Genomic DNA, 20005 nt, shown 5'->3' with positions numbered 1-20005 from the left:
AAGCGGATTGATGAAAACGGGCAACAGCCAGGGATTCCGGCCTGATATTCAGGGGCTGAGGGCGATCGCCGTCATGCTGGTGGTGTTGTATCACGCGCACCTGCCTTACCTGACCGGTGGGTTCGTCGGAGTCGACATCTTCTTCGTGATCTCAGGGTTCTTGATCACGGGACACATCGTCAAATCTCTGGGCAGTGGTCGATTCTCGTTCGCTGACTTCTATTCGCGCCGAGTGCGCCGCATTCTGCCAGCCTCATTTGTGGTGTTGGTCGCGAGTCTCGCGGTTGCTTGGCTTGTTGTGCCGCCACTGCAACTGGCACGCATCTCACGCGACGCGGCCTGGACTGCCATGTACGTGCCCAACCTGCTGTTTGCGCGCGAGGGCACGGACTACCTTTCACAGCCCGAGCCCAGCCTCTTTCAGCACTACTGGTCACTGGGCATCGAAGAGCAGTTCTACCTGCTTTGGCCGTTCATCCTCTGGGCGATCTACCGCCTCACCAAGCGCAACCTGAACGTGGTGATCGGGGCAGTCGTCGTGCTCGTCGCCGCGTCGTTCATTGGGTCAATACTCCTCACCCAGACAAATCAGCCGTGGGCCTTTTTCTTGCTGCCTACCCGCGCTTGGGAGTTGGGCGTCGGCGGCCTCGTTGCCCTGGCGTTGACACATCGTGAGTGGAGAATTGGTGCGATCACTCGGGCTCTCGTCGGATCCGCCGGACTCATCGCGCTGATCGCTACGGCGCTGACCTTCAACGACAGCACTCCGTTCCCCTCCTACTACGCCGCCATACCAGTCGTCGCGACGGCCGCGATTATCTTTGTAGGCCCCTACGACGGCGTTCTTGCCACACTGTTGCAGAACAGAGCAGCCCTCTGGGTCGGGGCCGTATCGTACTCGGTGTACCTCGTTCACTGGCCCCTACTGGTGATCCCACAGGCGACGAACTCTTGGATGCAGCCGCTTGAACTATGGCATTCCCTGCTACTCGGTGCGGTTTCGATCCCCGTAGGTTGGCTTTGCTATCGGTTTGTAGAGACTCCGTTTCGCAAGCCGAAGGTCAAAGCCGTGGGCGACAAACAGGTCACGGTCGTTTGGCCCCCGCTTGTCGCCGCTGTGATGTGCGGTGTGCTCGTAGCAGGCATCTCGGCTGTAGGAATGCGGTCAATCGCACCCGCCGAGCTCAACGCTGGTAGGGCCGCGGCGGCTTTCATGCCGACAATCGACCCGGCGTCAGCCCCGTTTGTGGGAGACAACCTGAGCGTACGGCTGCAGGACTTCCAGTCCGAGGCAGCTGTCCCGACCGGCCCCGGTTGCAATCTGAATACGACAGCATCTGGACCTCTACCGGCATGTACCTACGGGAGTAACCCAGATGCCCCCACCGTGGCGCTCGTTGGCGACTCACACGCAGCTCAGTGGGCGCCAGCCCTTGAAGCAATTGCTGACTCCGGTGAGATCATGCTCACTGCTCATACGCGCAGCGGTTGCCCTCCTCAAGTGAGAAGTCTCGTGTCAGGGGGCAAAGAATCGCCGGAATGCGCTGCTTGGAAAAGTGCCGTTAGAGATTACCTGATGAAGGACCCGCCGGATGTAATTGTCATTACGTCGTCATTCGGTGGAAACAGTGAATCCCAGGCGATCAACTACGACGCTGGGATGCAGGATCTCGTTGAGTCACTTCCCGAGAAAAGTGTTGTCGCTCTACTCGCGGATACCCCGAAGTTTCCTGGTGACCCGATGTCCTGCCTATCGGGGGCGCTTAACGACCCCGATTCTTGCTCCGTTTCACGGGACCAAGGGCTGTCTTCGCTGCTGCGGGCAGTCGACGAGCAACTCGTCGAAGACTACAATCTGACGCTGCTCGACTTCACAAACTACGTGTGCGCAGAGACCTGCCCGCTCATTCAAGACAACATGCTTGTGTTTAAAGATTCACATCACTTGTCAAAGTCGTTCTCGCTTGCAATGACTCCCGTAATGCTCGAGAAACTGCAGGGTGCGCTCGCGGGCGAACGAACAACCACGCACAGCAAGATATAGCGACGTATGAGTCTAGTGTGAGGACTGCGACGTTGCTGCGTTGAGGTGGCTCACGGAAGCCCCGTGAGCCACCTCAACGCTCACACCAGTTACCGTGCGAGGTCGTCGACGTAGATCGGCTCGCCTGCTTGCTTGGCCGTGGTGAGCGTGACGCCTACGACAGCGTCCCACTCGGCAATCTCGATTCCGGTGTTGGCGCGCAGCGCGATGAGGTCGGCCTCCCGCAGCGTTTCACCGGCAGCAATGTCTCGCTTCGTGAAGATGCGCCTGCGCGCGTTCGTGACGGCGGCGATCTGCGCTCCAATGTCGGGCACACCGTCGCCCGCAAGCTCACGAATTTCAGCAAGCGAGTCCACGTATCCCTTGAGGAGCGCTTCGTCGAAGGCATGGTAGTGATCGTTGCCCACAGCCGTGCGGTCATCAGTGAAGTGCTTCTCGATGACGCGGGCACCCATGACAGCGGCCATCTCAATCGCCGGCATGCGGTCGTCTGCGGTGGGCGCGACGTGGTCTGAATACCCGATCACGGCGCGGTGACCGAACTCTTCGCGGAGGCGCCCGATGCCGAGCAGGTTCGCGTGGGCGTGAGGCGTGGGGTAGCGGAGCACGCAGTGCAGCAGCGCGATCTCTTGCACGCCCGCAGCTTCAAGAATGTCGAGGGCACGTTCAACCTCAGCGTGCGTTGAAGCACCCGTAGACACGATCACGGGCTTACCCGTCGCCGCGACAGCCCGCAGCAGCGGCACGTTAGTGAGGTCTGCTGACGCAACCTTGACCGCTGGCATGTGCGGCGCGAGCATATCGACCGCCTCGAGGTCGAAGGGGGTTGAAAGGAAATCTATGCCGACCTCGGCGCAGTACGCCGCCAGCTCCGCGTACTCGTCAGCCCCGAAAGCATCAAAGCGCTGAAACAGTTCGTGCTGCGACGTGGTCGGTTCTTGCGTGGTGTCCCAGTACGACGGGCTGTTGTGCACGCTCGCGAGTGTGTCGGCCTTGTACGTCTGAAACTTAGCAGCGTGGCCGCCCGCGCGCGCGACGGCGGCAATCATGGCCTTCGCTCGGTCGATTGAACCCTCATAGTTCATGCCAATCTCGGCGATGATGTAGGGATCGGCATACGGACGTTCAAACACGGTCGGCCTTCGCTTTCAAGCAGCTGGAGTGGGGCAGCCTAGATCTCAGGAAAATCCTCAAAATCCAGTCGTGTCAGTATCTCAGAGATAGTTCGCCGATTCCTGCGTTTTGAGCCCGCGGCCCGGGCCCGGGCTGCGTACTCGAACCGTAAGGCGGTGTCCGTGAGCATGGTGCGTGTCGCAGCGTCGAGATCCAAGTCACTCACCTGCGCTCCGAGACCCAACTTCCACACGCCGTTCTGCGCGGTGGCGTGCGTGTGTGTGAGTTCCTTTTCGTTCTGCGCGAGGCACACCGCTGGTACTCCACGAGAAAGCAGCTCGATCACTGTGCGGCCAGCAGAGGTGAAGGCGATGTCGGCCCGCGCCATGAGCGCGGGCATGTTCTTCACGTCGTCGAGCACGTCCAATAGATATGGCAGCGGCTCTAAACCGGTCAAATCGATGGGAGCGGCGCCGAGCCCACGGGCGACCGTCACCCGGCCCGCGAACTCAACGCGCGCAAGCGAGCGCAGCGTGCGCACGGCGAGCCCTGAAGGGTCTGTACCGCCAAAGAGCACGAGCACCTCGGTCACGGGGTCGGCAGGGGCGCTGCCCGGTACGACCTCGGTCTCGAACGCGGGTGACAGAATTGCATACTCAATGCCCTCGAGCTTGCGGGTCGCGGGCACCGCCGGGTTCGAGATGAACTCGGTGACGAGCAGGTCGACGGCCTCCGCACCGGTACCGCGGTCTTCAAACGAGATGATCTTGCCCGCTGGCGCTGCCTCGCGCACCGCAATCACTAACTCCGCGGTGGTATCGAGCACGTCAAAGACCACCAGATCGGGCTGCGCCGCGGCGACCCGTGACACAAAGTCGGGCTCATCATCTACAAGCTCAACCCGATACGGGTACGCCGCGAACAGCTGCTGACCGAGCGTCGCTGTGCTGTTGAGGTAGATCGTCAGGTCGTGGCGGGCCATCTCGGCCGCGAACGCCAGCATGCGATAGGCGTGCCCCATGCCGAGTGTGCGCGAGGCGTCCACACGAATGGCGATGCGCTTGCGGCTGAGCAGGTGCGCCGCAGCGTAGAGGTCAGAGAATGTGTCGATGTCGACGGCTTCGTCGGCCGCCAGCGGTAGCACGCGCGCCGGTTCGATCACCCGGGTCCCCGATCGCTCAATGTCTCCGAGCCGGGCTGCAATAACGCCGCCGGTTTCGCGGTACTCGAGCGGCAAGAGCTGCCGATTCACGCGCGCTGCGTATGCGGGCACGATGTTCCCGGCATCGTCAGCCCGCCAGCGCAGATGCTGATCGTCGGCAACCGTAAGCACCGAGCGCACGTGGGGGTCTGCGAACAACTCAATCGCCGCGCGAATCGTCGAGGCTTTGAGAAGCGGCGAAGTGGGCTGCACAGTCAGCACCGGGTCGCCAACCTGTGCTCCCAGGCTGCGCAAGAACGGCAGATTACGCACGATTTTGGTATCGAGGGGCTCCTCGGGAGGGGTCGCCATAGTCTCGAAGGCCACGACCGCGCCCCCGCGCTCGGCTGCCTCTGCGATCTCTGCATCGTCGGTCACAACGACGACTCGGCTCGCAGGCAGCACCTCGAGGGCTGTGTCAATCACGTGCCGGATCAGCGGTTTGCCCCCGAGCATACGCACATTCTTGCGCGGGATCCCTACCGATCCACCCCGGGCCGGAATCAACACCCATGCTTCGTGCAATCCGCACACACTCCTCGGCAGCATCGAGCCAGGGAAGTCCCGGGCACTCGTCAAAATCTTACTCGCTCGCGGGCGGGCGAACATTCCTGCGTGCGCACAGGCACGCGCAGAATGCCACAGCCGGGCAGACTCCCAATATAGTGAACTCACACCGACGGATTCGCGTGAGGAGCCCCCGTGCTGAGACTGTTCAACGATGCCGCCGAGACCCTGCTCTGGTGCATGAGGCCGGCAATTGACCTGTGCCATCTCAGAGGGCCCCTGCCCGACAAGCTGCGCACGCTGCCGCCCGAACAGCGCCCGTTCCGGCCCGCCAACCATGCCCAGTACAACGGCTTTCTCGTAGTCACAGAGACGGTGAACCAGGCCCGTGCTGTCGATCCGCTCACCGCCGACACGGCAACACCCATCGAGGTGCAGGCCCCAACGGAGTCAGCTCGGCAGCGCGTGCTCGGAGCCAAGAACGTGCGCGGCGCCCAAAAGCGACTGCGTAAGGCCCTCGAAAGCCGCCTCGACATCGCGGTCGCTGATTCGCTCGAGAACCAACTCTTCAAAGTGGCGCTCGCGTATTCGATCTACCAGGGCATGAACCTGCGCGAGTACGCGGGTGTGCTCATCTCGAGCCAGCACTCTCCGATCATGCGGGCGCTCGCCGCGGCAGCGCGAGAGCAGCAGGTGCCCGTGGTGTACGTGCCGCACGCCCCCGTCGCCACCAACGGGGCATACCTCGATCTTCCCGTCACCTACGCGGGTCTTCGCGGCGAGGGTGAGCGCGACTTCTACGCCGAACGGCTCTTAGTCGAGTCAAACGCGCTCGACACGGTCGGCAACCTCGCGAGTGATGTGCTGGCGGCACCCATGCCCGATATCGATCTGACCGGGCCCGGAGTGCTCGCGCTGTCTCCACACCCCGAGGCCACGATCCGGAGCATCGTTGAAGCTGTGGCCGGTGAGGAGATGGGGCCGATGGTGATCGCGCCGCATCCGCGGTCGGACCGGGCCGTCATCGACGCGCTGCTGCCCACGGGGTGGGCGGTGTACGAGGGGGATCGCACCCTTGACTTGTTGCGCACCGGCCCCCCGTTCCTCTTTCAGTTCTCGAGCGGAGTGGCCTGGGAGAGCGCGGCACTCGGCATTCCGACAGCGACGGTGCGGCTAAGTGAAGACGCTGTGAACTATCCATTCTTAGAAGACGAGTCGGTGTATCCAGCGATTCGAAGGGCAGCCGACGCGACGTCGTTTGCGCAGCGAGCACGCCGCGGCGAAATTGACCGCGTCGCGCTGCGAGAACACGCACTGCGCTGGTGCGAGCACGACGGTGCGGCCGCGCGTAACGCGCTCGCGCAGCTGCTTGACCGCGTGCGCTCGCAGGGCGCCGCTGGCCGGCCCGCCCAGATTCATGACGGCTGGGGCAAAGCGGGCGTCGCCCTGAGCGGCTCCTGGCTCGCTGACACACCGGTCGCAGCGCGCTAGCGTCTGGCGCCGCGACCCGGCCCTGACCAGGTGCAAGCCGGTAGAGTCGTTCTAGTAGAACGACAGATTTGTGGCAGTGACAGGAGCTGTTGACGCATGAGGCAAGCAGCAAACGATCGGTTACGGGCCGGTTTGCGCTTCGGTAAACGTCTCGCCATTCGAGCTCGCGCTGAGCTCTCACCGGGGCTTGTGCCGGGGATGCTGAGTATCGTCGTACCCGTCTACAACGTAGAACGGTACCTCGCCGAGTGCATTGAGTCGCTGCTCGCGCAGGAGTACGTGAACACGCAGCTCATTTTCGTCGACGATGGCTCACCAGACGGCAGCGCCGAGATCGTGCGCCGGTATGCCAAACGTGACCCGCGCATCAAACTGATTCGTCAACAGAACGCTGGCCCGAGCGCTGCTCGCAATAACGGCATAACGCACGCGCGTGGCGAGTTTCTCACCTTCTTTGACAGTGACGACTTTGTGGGCCGGCGCATCTACAGTGACGCGATCGCGTCGCTGCAAGAGTCTGGGTCTGACCTGGCGGTGCTCGCCTACCAGCGAGAGAAGAACGGGTCGATTCTGCCCGCAGCACCCTGGATTCGGGCAGCACATGCCACCAACCGCTCGGGCGTGACGCTCGCGGACTACCCCGAGATTATGGTGAACACCATCGCCACGAGCAAGGTGTACCGGCGTACGTTCTGGGATGCGCAGAAGTTCGAGTTCCCCGAAGGGCTGCTCTTCGAAGATCAAGCCCTCACGATGTCGGCGTTCACCTCAGCGCAGGGCATCGATGTGCGCTCATACGTGGGCATCAACTGGCGCATTCGCGGCGGCTCAACCACCCACAACGCAACGCAGCCCCGCAACCTTCGCGATCACCACACTGCCGTGCAGCGTTCGCTCGAGATTCTCGAGGAGAACGGGCTTAACGCCGCCAGAGATTTGCGCATTGTGCAACTGATGAACAACAACTTTGGCGACTACCTGCGCAACATTGGGCGCATGGAGGGCGAGTCGTGGGACATCTTCAGGGAGGCAGCGCAGTACCTCGTCGAGCGTGTGAACCCAGCCATGTCGCAGGGCATCGAGGCTCGCAAGAAAGTGTTGTTTGCGCTGACCGTCGCGAATCAGCGTGACCTGGCCCTCGAGTTTTTACAGCGCGGTGGCTGGAACCGAGACGACTTTGGCGGCAGCGTGCACGGCAGGCAGATCATTGCCCAGATGCCGTTGCGCGAAGAGATCGCGCCGTTCGTTACCGAGCAAGAGCTCGCCTTCGCGACCCCAGAGACCGAGCTTGAAACCGCTCTGCGCGGCATCACCGTGACTGACCAAGGCTCAGCCGTCGAGGTGCAGTTCTTCGCGCACGTGAACCACCTGCGCATGGATGTAGAAGACCTGCGGGTCGAGGCTACTCTCGTTGCCCCCGACGGCACCCGAAGCGAATTGGCCGTCGCCCGCTACCGAGACGCGGTGGCGGCGCTCAACCACACCCGCCGGTACGCCGACAACGCGATGGCGGCCGCGGCCGCTTCGATCCCCGCAGATCTACTCACCACAAGCGGCGACTATGTCATCGAGGTATCGATCGTGGCGGGCGCATTCGCGCGCTCCGGATCACTGCTGATCGATGGCCGCACGGTGTTTGCCATCGCGGCGCTGTTTGATGGGGGCAGGCGGCTCTGCGCGTTTGAGGGAAGCGATGGCGCTGTTGCTACGCTGCGAGTCACGACGCCGCAAGCGAAGCTGCTCAGCGCCCAGTCAGACGACACCACTCTTCACGTTGAGATCGAATGCCACCTCTCTGACGTGAATGAAATTGTGTTGTTGGACCGCCGGGGCGGCGACGTGGTCGCGGCGTCGGCTGTGACCGACTTGGGCGATGACCGGGTCACTGCGGCCGTCGCTCTCCCCGATCTTGAGCGTGGCCCGCACGAGTATATTTTGGCCGCACGCAGGCTTACCAGGGAGCTCGTCTTTCCCGTCGACGCGCGTGAGCCAGGCACCGCTGAACTGGCGGGCCCGCAGTCGGTGGTACAGGTCGTGCCACAGCTGCACGCGCGACGAGAGCCAGCAGGTCGTGTGCTCGTCGTTGACCTGCGCGGTGCGGCGCTGGTGACTGGCGTATCACTGGGCGACACCGAACTGCGGCTTGACGTGACTCTGCCCAAGGGAGCGCTGCATCTTGCGAGCGTAAGCGCGGGCACGAGGCCGTGCCGGGTAGACAGCAGCAGCCCCGCAGCAGGCGAACGGGTGCACGTGGTGCTGCCGTTGACGGAGGACCTGTGGGGAACCGGGCGAACCGCGATTGCCCCCGGCCGGTTTGAGTTTGAGGGAACCACCGCCGACGGTTCTCGCGTGCCGTTCTATCTCTCAGGCAAACTGGTCGCAGAGTTTCCTATCGTCCAGTACGGCGAATTGGTACGGCTCACGGTGATGCGCTCGGCGCAGGGCCTACTGGTGTGTAGCCTGCAGCCGCCCCAAGCCCCCGAAGAGCAGGGCTACGGTAACCGGGCCCGCATGCGGGACCGCTTTCTCACGCTGCAGCCCGGTGGCCAACGCTCAATCGTGTTTCGTAACCTCTACGGCGAAGCCGCCAATGACTCGGCGCTCGCGCTGCACCGCGAACTCCGACGCCGAGGCAGCGACCTCGAACTGATCTGGGCAGTGAAAGACCGCTCAGTGCCGGTGCCTGAAGACGCGACGGTGGTCGTCGAAGAGACCCGAGCGTACTATGAGGCGCTCGGAACAGCGCAGTACTTCATGGTGAACGTGCACCAGCCCGATTGGTACGTGAAGCCAGCCGGCCAGGTGCTCATACAAACATTTCACGGGTATCCGTTCAAGCTCAACGGCAAGCAGTGGTGGGACAAGGTCGGGTTCGACTCGTCACGCCAGGAGTCACTGCTGCGACGAGCCCAAGAATGGGACTACCTTGTCTCGCCTGCGAAGTATGCGACCGGCTGCCTGCTCGAGTTCTACCGCGACGCGAACGACGTCGCTGGCGACATTCTCGAGATCGGTTACCCCCGCAATGATGCGCTGCTGAACGACAGTGCAGACGCACGCCGTGCGGCCGTGCGAGAGCGTTTGGGGATCCAGGCCTCCACGAAGGCGATTCTCTACGCGCCCACGTTTCGGGACTACATGTCGGCCGATGACTTCACGGCAGAGATGGTTGAGCTGCTCAACGTCGAACGACTGGTGGCGGCGCTCGGTGCGGGGTACACGCTGCTGCTGCGCGGGCACCCGTTTAACGCGCGAGTGGGCACGTCGGCGAGCGACAAGGTGATCGATGTCACCGACTACCCAGACATCAACGACCTGATACTGGCTTCAGACATGGCCGTGCTCGACTACTCATCGCTCAGATTTGACTACGCACTCACAGCGAAACCGGTCTTCTACTATGTGCCAGACGAAGACACATACTTCCACGGGCGTGGCAGCTTGGTGCCGTATGAAGATACGACACCGGGGCCCCTCGTGCGCAGCCAATCAGAACTCGAGGGCTTGATCCGGCGCGCAGAAGAGGTCGCCGCACAGCACGAACCCGAGCGTCGGGAGTTTCTGGCGCGCTACATGGAGCTCGAAGACGGGCACGCGACCGCGCGCCTCATCGACACAGTGTTTGCGCCCCGTGGCGATGCGTAGAGCTTGCGCGCTTAGTCGTTGGGTGTGAAGTAGACACCCAGCTCGGGGTCGAAAGCGGCTTGACCGTACTGAAAGCGCAGCTCACGCGTTCCCTCGTTCGAGCTGCCCGTGGGCGTGCCGTTGAGAAACCCCCACCGGCCGGCGGGCCCGCCATGCTTGAGGTAGGCGGTGCAGAACGCGCCGCGGGCAATGCCCTTGGTGGTCTTCAACGCCTTCGAGGTCGTGAGGATGCCGCGTTCGAACTCTTGAATGAAGCCGCCGCCGTTCTCGGCGATGGCCTCCTGCTCGCGGAGTGCACGGCCCCAGCGGGTGGGGTTCTGTGCGTGCAGGCGCTCGATGGGCCCCGTAATGGGAAACCCGCCGTCGGGCGCGCCAGGAATCGGCGCCAGCTTCGGTTTAATGAACTCGACCGCGGTCTCGATGGGGCCGTCGAACACCATCTTGCCGTTCTCGAGCACGATGCCGCGCTCGCAGATCTCGCGCACCTGTGAGGTGTTGTGGCTCACCACAAAGACGGTTTTGCCGAGCTGTGTGAGCTCTTTGATGCGCACATTACACTTCTCGCGAAATTGGGCGTCGCCCACAGAGAGCACCTCGTCGACGAGAAGCACGTCGAACTCGGTGTGCACCGCCACCGCAAACCCCAGGCGCGAATACATGCCTGACGAGTAGTGCTTCACCTCGGTATCGATGAACTCACCGATCTCAGAGAACTCGAGGATGTCGTCAAAGCGCGCCTCGGTCTCTTCTTTCGTCATGCCAAGAATCGCGGCATTGAGATAGACGTTTTCGCGACCGGTGAGGTCGGGGTGAAAACCAGCGCCCACCTCAAGCAGGCCAGCGACTCGCCCTCGAATGCGAATCCAACCAGCGTCGGGCCGAAGCACACCAGAAAGCATCTTGAGGGTCGTGGACTTGCCCGAACCATTGCGCCCCATGACGGCAACAGACTCACCGACAGGCACCTCAATGCTGAGGTTATCGACGGCCGTGAAGACCGTCGAGATGGGCTTGCGTTTGAGCGACGCGATGAGCGTCTCTTTAAACGACTGTGTGTGCTTTACCCGAAAAGTTTTCGTCACCTCGTGCAAGACGATGGCTGGTTTGGTTGCAGACGCGGGGTTCGGTGCTGCCGTAGCATCAGAGATTTTGGGCAAAGTTAACCTCCAAACGGCGAAAGACGAACTGGCCAATGAACAGCGTGAACACGGCGATGCCGAGCCCCAAGCCCGTGTTGAGCATGAGGTTCTCGGGGCGCGCAGCGTCTGGCGCGAGCGGCAGCCAGAATGCGTCGTGAAACAGCTCAATCGCGGTCGTCATCGGGTTGAGCATGTAGAGATCGAACAACCAGGTAGGGGCGCGGTCGTAGACCATCTGCCAGGAGTACAGTACCGGCGAAGCCCAGGTTGAAAACATGAGAATGATGTCAACGATGTTCTTCGAGTCGCGGTAGCTCACGTTGATCGCGCCAAACAGGAGCCCGAGCCCCAGCGCAAACAACACGATGATCAGCATTCCCGCCACGAATGCAAAGACCTGCATCCAGCCGATCGTCCAACCTAAGAAGAGACCCACGGTGAGCAGCAGCGCTGCCTGCGGTAGAAAGTGGACCAGCGCAACACCGGTGGCCGCTACTGGAAAGAGCTCTCTCGGAAAATAGATCTTGCGCACGAGGGACGAGTTGTCGGTGATAGAACCGGTCGTGTTGCGCAGCACCTCGCTGAAGAGGTTGACCGCCACGATGCCCGCAAAAAGGTACACCGGAAACTCTGGAATACCGCGGTTGACCTTGAGGATCACGCCGATCACCAGAAAGTACATCAAGAACTGCGCGGCTGGCCGCAGGTACGACCAGAGCCATCCCAGCAGTGAGCCGTAGTAGCGAGTTCGCATACCCTTGCGCAAGAGAAGCGAAAGTAGGTACCGGCGACTGAAGATATCAAGGAGGCCCTTGCCAGACCCTGGAGTCATGAACTCCGGGTCCTTGAGGACAGTCTGTGCAGCCATAGCTTTGCAGTATACGCGGGGGTGGCCGTGTCTGAGCTGAGCCGCTAGGCTATCCCGGGCCCGAAGCGCCACCCCTCGCACCCTAGAAATAGGGGTCGAGACCAGCTAGGGGAGAGCGGCCGTGAACCCTTGAGTCACCTATGATCCGGGCATTAAGCAGATGTAGATTGACGAGATCTTTGGCTCCGTCTCGGGTGTACGTGTGCACGCGATCGCCGTATGCCGCAGCGTATGACCGGGGTGCGAACACTGGAATATTGGTCTCGTGCGCGAGCGCGATCCACGAGGCCGACGAGAGCAATTGTGCGTCGAACGGGTCAACGAGGAGCGCGTCTAGCCTCGCCATGAACTCACGCCGGCTGTGCTGATCACCGCGCAGCAGCGTGACTGAAGCGTCGTGCCACGGCTGCAGGTCACGAGTCGTGAGGGCGTCGAACAGGCCGACTTCGTCGTAGACCACGAGGTCTGCGTGCTCAGGTCGTACTCGCGTGAAAAACGCTAGCGCGGCATCGGGCTCGAGAACGCTCTTATCGGCGGGCGCAGGTAGCGCGACGCCGACCGTCGGGCGTTTGCCGTCGGCGCGCTCGTGCCCCCGCTGCTCGTGCCCCCGCTGCTCGGGCGCTTGCTGCCCATGCCCAACGTCGAACGGAACGTCGAATGGATGCGGAACCTGCGCGCGCCCCTCCGCGCGCAGCAGCGCCTCGATACCTGGTGCGTTGCTGGCCCACTCGGTGCGCACGCCAAATCGCTGCGTCACGCGCCGTTCAGCCCAATCGAGCGGGGGGAGCGAAATGCCGCGCGGCGTGTGGGGCACGGGCTGGTCAAGTAAGACAACGACCCGCTCGACCGTCACCCCCGCAGAAGCTGCGTCAGGAAGAAACATGAGGTATTCGGGGTCGGGCACCACGAGAGTGTCGATGTGCGCGGTGTCGGCCCAGTTCGCCCAGACCGCGCCTGCTCCCTCGACGAGCTCGGCCACCTCGGGCGCAACCCCGTCGCGCTGCACGGTGCTAAACCGCGGCCGTACACCGGTGAGCAACGCGACGGGCGCCCCGGCGACGGACGCCGCCTGCACAATCGCCGCGAGCCCGCTCGCGCGTTCCACGCGCGCCTTCCAATCACCCAGCACCGCAGTGGCGTACTCACCTGATTTCTTCGCACCACGCAGCGCCGGATCAGACCAACTGATGTGGGGCCGCTCACGGCCCAAGCGCCAATCTGGTTCGGGGGTGGCTGCGATGCGCTTGTGGGCGGCACGAAACTGGTGAAAATAGCTTGCCCGGCTGCCAGACATCCAGCCGTAGCGAAAGTCAGAGCGCGACAGCGACCCCGTAGTGAGTTGCACGAGGCTGAGCACGTCTTCGAGCGCGAGAACCGACTCAGCGCCGAACGCGGCCTGCACTCGCTCGTGAAACTCTGAATCAGAACCCTTGCGCACCTCATCGAAACCGCCGAGGCGCGCAAGCACCTCATCCTTGCGAAACAGCAGTGACGAGTCGTTAATGCGGTGTGACAGGTAGCCAAAGAACGTGAGCGCACCGTCGGCTCGTACGCGCTGCGCGCGAGAAGTCGTGCCCATGAGCTTCGGCGAAGAGAGCAACGGGCGCAGCTGGCGCTCGATCCGGCGCGAATGAGACAGATCATCGGCGTCTTGAAACGTGACGAAAGAGCCGCGCGCCTCGGCCAGGCCGCGGTTGCGTGCACGGTACGCACCGCCGTTTTCGGCGAGCCGAATCACGCGTACGCGAGAGTCAAGCGCTTGGGCCTGCTCGAAGTACTCGAGGCCCTCGGGAGAGCAGTCGTCGACCACCACGATTTCGGTGTGCGGCCAAGACTGATCGAGCAGCGACTGGATCGTCGCGAGAAACGAGACGGTCGGGTTATAGGCCGGCACAATGACGCTCACGGTCACATCTGCGGCGCTGGAGTCAGCGGCCCGCTCACCAGCAGGGAGCACGTCTTGCACCGAGACCCGAGGCACAGTGGGTGCACGAAACGCGGCAAACAGATTGTCGACGTCGAGCGTGCCGAAGCGAGTCACGTCTAACTCAAACGGTTCGACACCCGCAGCCACGACCACCTCGTTGCAGGCACGCCACCACGCGTCTAGCGCGGGCGTAGTGGTGCCGGTCGCAGCGGCCTGGGTGAAGTCAGCCGCCCACGTTGGCGTGGCTGGTCCCATGAAATCGACCGATCCAGCCCAAACGACCCCGACTTCTGAGTTCTTGTGGCCGCACGCCCAATCGAACACATCGCGTGCTCCCTGGTGCACTGCGATTTGCGTCGCGAGCCGCAGCGCTGGCTCGGCCCACCGCACACCCAGGTGAATACGGTCATGCTGGGTGCGGAGCAAGCGTATGACCCTCTCAAAACTTGCGGGGCCGGGCTCGAGCACTGCTGCGATCAACGAAGCGACTGTGATGCGTGTCAGGTCCCAAGCGAGCGGCAGCTCGAAATCAGCCGAGGCGTCGACCGGCTTCGCTATTGCAGCCCAATCATGCGAGCCCGCTGTCGCTTCGCGGGCGAGAACATCGGCCGTGTCAATCGAGCGCAGCCTGGCACCGATCGCGAGCATGCGCCAGGGCGTCTGCTTCGCAAGCGCGTAAAACTCGTCTTCAGCGAGTTGCGTGAGCGCATCTGGTGCGCCGAGGAGTGGCCAAGTCTCGTACGAACGTGAAGGATCGGCAGACTGGGTGAACGCGCGTGGAAAGGTCACACCACTAGCCTAAACTTTGGCGATGAGAATTCTCGTGCACACGCGGCCTGAGCGACGTGCCCGATCTGAAGCGGTCAACATCAGTAAGCTTGGGTCACTGAGGCTTTCCAGCCGAGTTGAAGGAGCGTCATGCGGGTCATTGTAATCGGCGACATTAGTGGCGGCGGTAATTACCACCTCGGCGATGAAGCGATGTCTGAGGTGGCCGTACAGCAGCTGCAACAGCGTGGGGCCGAAGTGACGATCATCGCGGATCGCCCAGAGATCTCGGCGCCGCTGTACGGTGTACCCGCCGTACGCCGCTTTGAACTGTGGCGTGAGAAGACCCGCGAGAAGAAGCTGGCACGCATGGACCTCATCATGCGTGCGGTGCGTGGTGAAGCCGAACTACCCGACGGCGTGCGCGAGACCACCGCGGCAGTGCGCGCGGCCGACGCAATCGTTGTCGCGGGTGGCGGCAATCTCAACTCGCACATGACCGAGAACCATCTGCTCGAGCGACTGCTCCTCGCACGCATCGCTGGCCACGACGGCATTCCGCTCTACATCTCGAGCCAGACGGTCGGGCCCGTCATCGTTGAACAAGATCGCGCCCTGCTGCGCGAGCTTGCCTGCAGCGCCCGAGTGTTTGGCGCGCGTGAGGCCAGCACCGCTGAACTCATGCGAGAGCTCTGCGACGACGATGCCACCGTCGTACACACGCTCGACGACGTGATCTTGATGGACCCGAACGACGACGCGCGCGCTGCCGCTTCAAGCCTCGAACTGCCCGAACGGTACGCAGTGGCGAGCTTCACCATGCACTCGGGCACCACCGGCCTTACACGTGAGGCCTACTACCGCAAGCTTGCCGCGATGCTCGACAAGACAGTCGAACAGCTAGACGTCGACATCGTACTGCTGCCACACATGGGCAAACTCGGCCACGACAACACTGCCAGCGAGGGCAGCGACGTGTACGGGCACGGCCGCATCGTGCACTACGCGCGTACCGAGCGTGTGCGGTCGCTCGAAATGATGACGTCAGAAGCGCTCGCCGCCGTGACCGCTAATGCGCAGTTCACACTCTCAACCAGGTATCACCCCGTCGTGTTTGGGGCGGGGCTCGGGGTACCAGCCGTGAGCCTCGTCACGAGCTACTATTCAGCGGTGCGCATGCGCGGTGCACTCAAGAACGTAGGAATGGAGTCGCTCGCGATTCCGTTCGAAGCGTGGGACGACCTGTTTGGTGAGCCCGTGCTTGCGGCGCTTACGAGCGAACGCCCCCGCCTTGACGCCCATATTAGCGCGGTGCGCCAGCAACAGCGCGCCTACCAGAGCGCCTGGTGGGACGGCATCGTCGCTGACGCGGCCGGTTCTGGCGCCGTCGTGAAAAGCGACCTCGTGCCCCCGGCACCGTTTGAATGGGCCGACGCGCACACGCGTTCGCTACTCACAGCGGTGCGCATCAACCAAGAGAAATCGAACCTGCACGAGCTCGCGGGTGACATCGCGCGCATGGAGCGCGAGCGCGACGAAGCAGTGATGGCCACGCAACTGCGCAAGGCGCGCACTGACATCGAACGGCTGCAGGCAGAGGTCGCACACGTGCGACACCGTCAGCGGCCGTTGGGGGCCGGCCTGCGCGACAAGATCAACGCCAAACTGCGCAAGTAGACCGGCAGACGACGCCCGCGACGGCAGGCACTCAACGGCTACCCGACGTATTCACTCAACGCATCGCTGAGTGAGCCGGTGAGCCTGCGCGCGAATGCGTCGGCGAGATGATGCTTGTCGCGCCACACAATCACATCGTCAATCATTGCGGGGCAGCGCAGGCCACCGGGGCAGAACTCTTGCGTGAAGTCGAGCAGATCGACACCGTCGAGCCGGTCGACCGCAATGCTTTCTGGGGTGGGCTGCTTGCGTTCGACCGCTTGAAAATTTAGGTCACACGCTGAGACCCGTGTCAGGTTCTGCGCGATGCAGTCGGGTACGTGAAACCCAAAATAGGGGGTGTCGCGAATCACCACGAGGCGGCTGCCCGAAGACAGTACAGGAGCCCAAGCCTTCACAAACCCAGAGGCGAGCGCGCGTTCCCCTGCCCCGCCTGCCGCGTTATCGAGCACGCGGCCGTGGCTTGCTACCCTGTTGAACGCGAAGTTACTGGTGATGACGAGGTCGGGCCGGTCGCGCTTGATCCGGGCTTGCAAATTCTCATTCCAAGCCTCGCACGCAGGGTACATGTCATCGACGTTGTTTGTTTGCTCGTTGTATGAAAACGGGCAGCCTCGTTTGCCTATGACGGTCAGCTTCCACTGCCGGTCTTGCGCGATCTCGCGCAGCGGCGAACTCCACTGCATGGCGTGCGAATCACCCACCAAGAACACCGAAAACTCGCCGTCTGAGGGTACGACAACGCACTTGCCTATGCTGCTTTGGGCGTACGTGGCGTAGCAGGCAGAGTCGTAGATTGCCGGGTAATCTGTGAGCGCGAATCTCACGTCGCTCTTCGTGGCCTGCTGCTGTGCAGCCTGCGGGCTCAACGCAGACAGCGGCTCGATAGCGAACTGGGACGGTGGCTCGTGAATCGCCTCCTGCTGTGTCTCAGCGGGCTTAAACGCCACGCCAGCGCACGCGGCGGCCGCCAACAGCAGGCAGGCGAGCGCGCCCGTGACAAAGCGGTACCTCATAACAGGGTGAAGTTTCGTGAACAGCAGTGAGGCTATCGCGCGAGCGCGACGGGCTTCAGATCGCTGTGGCCACGCCACCACTGCACGATCTCGGCGAGCGGCTCGAGCGCGTCGGGCAGCGTAGCCGCGCCCTCGAATGCGTCGCCCGTCTCGTAGTGACGCTGAAGCGCCGCCACGACCGAAGCGTCAAACCCGGCCCGTTCAAGGCCTACCCCGTTAATGCCAGTGAGGCGCGGGGGAGTGCCGTACACCTTCGCAAACGGCGGCACATCGCGGGTCACGGGCGTGCCCATGCCGATCATGGCGCCAGCGGCGATGATGCGTCGCTGATGAACCACCGCGTTCATGCCAATGTTGACACGGTCGCCGATCTCACAGTGGCCGCCGATCGAGACACCCGCAGAGACAGTCGCGTCGCTGCCGAGCAGCACATCGTGCGCGAGGTAGGCGCGGTTGAGCACCCAGCTTCGCGGGCCGACGCGGGTCTCGCGGTAGGTGCCCTGATGAATCACCGCTCCTTCTCGGATCACGGCGCCCGCACAGATGCGCACGCCCGCGTGCTGCAGGTCACCCGTCCAGGCCGCGTTCTGCGGCAGGCTCGACATCTCGGGCGGTGCGCCGATCTGCGCACCGGGGCCGACGTACACGTCGTCCTCGATCGTGCAGGGGCCCAGGATCACGGCGCCCGGTCCGATCTTCACGTTCGTGCCGATCGTGACGCCGTCGCCGATGAATGCCTGCGCGCTGATTTCAGTCATAGCTTCGAGTTTAGTGCGGGTGAGGCCGAATGAGGGCGGTGACCGCGTGTGCGGTCACCGCCCTCAGGCGTGCATTAGCGCCGTTGGTGGTTTGCCGTGCAGCGTTTCGTGCTGGTTAGTTGTTGAATCGGTAGAGGAACGCCGCCATCGCCTCGCGCGACACCGCAGTGCTGGGGTCGTAGTAGTACTTGCCGTTGCGCTTGGTGCCAGTCGAGATGCCGGCCTTGCTCATCCACTGAATCTGCGTGTAGAACTTGTGGCCCGGCTTCACGTCAGGGAAGGCCTGTTTCGTCGGGGGCACATAGCCTGACCGGTCGCTCATGCGGTACAGGAACGCGGCCATTGCGTCGCGGGTGACCGACTTGCTTGGCTCGTAGTAGCTCTTGCCGTTGCGCTTGGTGCCCGTCGAGATGCCCGTCGCGCCCATCCACTGGATCTGTTTGTAGAACTTGTGATTGGGCTTCACATCGGGGAAGAGCTGCTTCTTGGGTGCCTTGTACCCGGTGCGATCGCTCATGCGGTAGAGGAACGCGGCCATCGCTTCGCGCGTCACGTTCTGCTTGGGTTGGTAGTTGTACCAAACCGACCAGCCGACGTCGACTTTGGTTCCGGTTGAGATGCCGGTCTCAAGCATCCACATGACCTCTTTGTAGAACTTGTTGCAGTAGTCGTACATCATGCACCTGTCAGCGAAGCCTGGCTTGACGGTGAAATCGATACCGGTGACCGAGCCGCTCGTCGTATCGATGGGCGTCGCCTGCTTGAGGTCGTAAGTGCTGTTCCAGGCCTGGTAGGAAGCCGTCGTGCTGCCACCAAGTACTACGATCAGGTTCTTCATGCGGGGTAGCTTGCGCATCGTGTAGCTGCCGTTGGGGTTAGTCGTGTAACCAGAGCCTTCGGAGCGTTTCGAAGTTCCGCCATCGTATGCGTATAGGTATTGGAAGGTGCTGATGGAGACGTTCTGAGGATCAGAAATGGTGCCTGAGACAGTCGCGCCAAGGCACATGGGCAGGTTGACCCCCGTGAGATGACTATTGCCCGCGGGAACATTCTTCGGGGCGCCCACGCCACAATTCTGCCCCCAATACTGCTGCACCAGGTTGATGCTGCTGTTCTCATCGGTGTCAGCCACGAAAGCGCCCGGATGAATTGTCATGCCGGATCGCGCCACCGGCACCATCATCGAAAACGCACCGGTCTTCTTGTTATAGGTGATGTCGTATGCGCAGCCGCCGCCGCTTTGACCGAAGCTGCAGTCAGCGCCGACGTTCACCTTTGAGAGCCATGATGCGTTGGCCCCCTGGGGGAGGGTGACCTTGCCCGAGATCTTGCGTCGCGGGTGGCTCCAGTCTGTGCCGGGGCCGCTAGTAGCGCTAGTGCTCACCCCCGGGTTGGCGGGTTTTTCGCTTGCACCCGCGAACTCTGTGAAGACAACGTCGTCGTCACTCTCGTTACTGCCGTCGCCGCCGACGCCACCTTCACCGATCTCGGGGGCTGCGGGGGCTTCAACGCCCTCGCTATCGGCGCCCTCGACCGCGTCGCCTGAGGTCTCATCGATAGGGGCCTCGTCGGTTACCACCTCGAGCTCGGTGGGCACCTCGATGGTCTCCTCGATGCCCGCGGCAGCGTCTTCGTCGGTCACCGCAAACGCTGGGCCGACACCGCCCAAGAGCAATGCGGCCGTCGCCACGCCCGCGAGCGCCAACCGCCCCGCAGATTGAAATCGCCTCATTAAGAAACTCCCTACAAAGTTAGATGTGCTGCATAAACAAATAAAGGGTAACTCAAAACACAAACAGCTGTAGCGTCAAGTTGTGCCTGGTGCCGCGCTTCTTTCTAACGTGCTGCGAT

General features: G+C 62.6%; 12 protein-coding genes and 1 pseudogene. 4 read left to right on the top strand and 9 right to left on the bottom strand.

Features of this window, described 5'->3' with window-relative positions; all coding sequences use genetic code 11:
• The first annotated feature begins 10 nt into the window (after positions 1 to 10).
• Positions 11 to 2044, top strand: a complete 2034-nt coding sequence (locus tag ACXR2T_RS09045) for an acyltransferase family protein (protein ID WP_458838944.1) — start codon at positions 11 to 13, stop codon at positions 2042 to 2044.
• An 89-nt stretch (positions 2045 to 2133) separates the two neighbouring features.
• Here ACXR2T_RS09045 and ACXR2T_RS09040 read toward each other — a convergent pair whose 3' ends face one another.
• Positions 2134 to 3177, bottom strand: coding sequence for an N-acetylneuraminate synthase family protein (locus ACXR2T_RS09040; protein WP_458838940.1), 1044 nt, complete (start codon positions 3175 to 3177; stop codon positions 2134 to 2136).
• A 38-nt stretch (positions 3178 to 3215) separates the two neighbouring features.
• Positions 3216 to 4907: a cytidylyltransferase domain-containing protein gene (locus ACXR2T_RS09035; protein WP_458814841.1), complete on the bottom strand. Its 1692-nt coding sequence runs from the start codon at positions 4905 to 4907 to the stop codon at positions 3216 to 3218.
• Between the two features lie 153 nt (positions 4908 to 5060).
• Between ACXR2T_RS09035 and ACXR2T_RS09030 the strand changes: the two genes are divergently transcribed.
• A complete protein-coding gene (locus ACXR2T_RS09030; protein ID WP_458814838.1) occupies positions 5061 to 6356 on the top strand; it encodes a glycosyltransferase family protein in 1296 nt (431 codons plus the stop codon).
• Positions 6357 to 6452: 96 nt separating this feature from the next.
• Positions 6453 to 10001: a bifunctional glycosyltransferase/CDP-glycerol:glycerophosphate glycerophosphotransferase gene (locus tag ACXR2T_RS09025; protein WP_458838939.1), complete on the top strand. Its 3549-nt coding sequence runs from the start codon at positions 6453 to 6455 to the stop codon at positions 9999 to 10001.
• Positions 10002 to 10012: 11 nt separating this feature from the next.
• On the opposite strand, the gene ACXR2T_RS09020 is transcribed toward ACXR2T_RS09025, so the two are convergent.
• The 3 genes from ACXR2T_RS09020 to ACXR2T_RS09010 form a co-directional block, all read right to left on the bottom strand.
• Positions 10013 to 11158 (bottom strand): ABC transporter ATP-binding protein, encoded by a 1146-nt coding sequence (locus tag ACXR2T_RS09020; RefSeq protein ID WP_458814834.1) that lies wholly within the window; start codon positions 11156 to 11158, stop codon positions 10013 to 10015.
• On the bottom strand, positions 11142 to 12008 hold the full coding sequence (locus ACXR2T_RS09015) for an ABC transporter permease (protein ID WP_458814832.1): 867 nt from the start codon (positions 12006 to 12008) through the stop codon (positions 11142 to 11144). Before ACXR2T_RS09015 ends, ACXR2T_RS09020 begins: the two co-directional genes overlap by 17 nt.
• 82 nt (positions 12009 to 12090) lie before the next feature.
• Positions 12091 to 14724 (bottom strand): glycosyltransferase family 2 protein, encoded by a 2634-nt coding sequence (locus tag ACXR2T_RS09010; protein ID WP_458838938.1) that lies wholly within the window; start codon positions 14722 to 14724, stop codon positions 12091 to 12093.
• Positions 14725 to 14853: 129 nt separating this feature from the next.
• On the opposite strand from ACXR2T_RS09010, the gene ACXR2T_RS09005 reads away from it, so the two are divergent.
• Positions 14854 to 16380, top strand: a complete 1527-nt coding sequence (locus ACXR2T_RS09005) for a polysaccharide pyruvyl transferase family protein (protein WP_458838937.1) — start codon at positions 14854 to 14856, stop codon at positions 16378 to 16380.
• Between the two features lie 38 nt (positions 16381 to 16418).
• On the opposite strand, the gene ACXR2T_RS09000 is transcribed toward ACXR2T_RS09005, so the two are convergent.
• The 4 genes and pseudogenes from ACXR2T_RS09000 to ACXR2T_RS08985 all read right to left on the bottom strand — a co-directional run bounded on the left by ACXR2T_RS09000 (position 16419) and on the right by ACXR2T_RS08985 (position 19886).
• The gene (locus tag ACXR2T_RS09000) at positions 16419 to 17396 is read right to left on the bottom strand and encodes an SGNH hydrolase domain-containing protein (RefSeq protein WP_458838936.1); all 978 of its coding nucleotides are present in this window, start codon (positions 17394 to 17396) and stop codon (positions 16419 to 16421) included.
• Positions 17397 to 17428: 32 nt separating this feature from the next.
• Positions 17429 to 18001, bottom strand: coding sequence for an acyl-ACP--UDP-N- acetylglucosamine O-acyltransferase (locus ACXR2T_RS08995; protein WP_458838943.1), 573 nt, complete (start codon positions 17999 to 18001; stop codon positions 17429 to 17431).
• 24 nt (positions 18002 to 18025) lie between these two features.
• Positions 18026 to 18157: pseudogene (locus ACXR2T_RS08990) on the bottom strand (acyl-ACP--UDP-N- acetylglucosamine O-acyltransferase); the annotation flags it as partial.
• 112 nt (positions 18158 to 18269) lie between these two features.
• Positions 18270 to 19886, bottom strand: a complete 1617-nt coding sequence (locus tag ACXR2T_RS08985) for an S-layer homology domain-containing protein (protein ID WP_458838935.1) — start codon at positions 19884 to 19886, stop codon at positions 18270 to 18272.
• Between the last annotated feature and the right edge of the window lie 119 nt (positions 19887 to 20005).

This window comes from Leucobacter faecis, assembly GCF_054456635.2.
Note: the sequence above shows the minus strand (reverse complement) of the source record. Positions and strands in the feature narration are given on the sequence as shown.

Coding starts and splice junctions, on each gene's coding strand:
- ACXR2T_RS09045 (WP_458838944.1), top strand. CDS start 11: ATGAAAACGGGCAACAGCCAGGGATTCCGGCCTGATATTCAGGGGCTG.
- ACXR2T_RS09035 (WP_458814841.1), bottom strand. CDS start 4,907: ATGCTGCCGAGGAGTGTGTGCGGATTGCACGAAGCATGGGTGTTGATT.
- ACXR2T_RS09025 (WP_458838939.1), top strand. CDS start 6,453: ATGAGGCAAGCAGCAAACGATCGGTTACGGGCCGGTTTGCGCTTCGGT.
- ACXR2T_RS09015 (WP_458814832.1), bottom strand. CDS start 12,008: ATGGCTGCACAGACTGTCCTCAAGGACCCGGAGTTCATGACTCCAGGG.
- ACXR2T_RS09005 (WP_458838937.1), top strand. CDS start 14,854: ATGCGGGTCATTGTAATCGGCGACATTAGTGGCGGCGGTAATTACCAC.
- ACXR2T_RS09000 (WP_458838936.1), bottom strand. CDS start 17,396: ATGAGGTACCGCTTTGTCACGGGCGCGCTCGCCTGCCTGCTGTTGGCG.
- ACXR2T_RS08995 (WP_458838943.1), bottom strand. CDS start 18,001: ATGTCGAGCCTGCCGCAGAACGCGGCCTGGACGGGTGACCTGCAGCAC.
- ACXR2T_RS08985 (WP_458838935.1), bottom strand. CDS start 19,886: ATGAGGCGATTTCAATCTGCGGGGCGGTTGGCGCTCGCGGGCGTGGCG.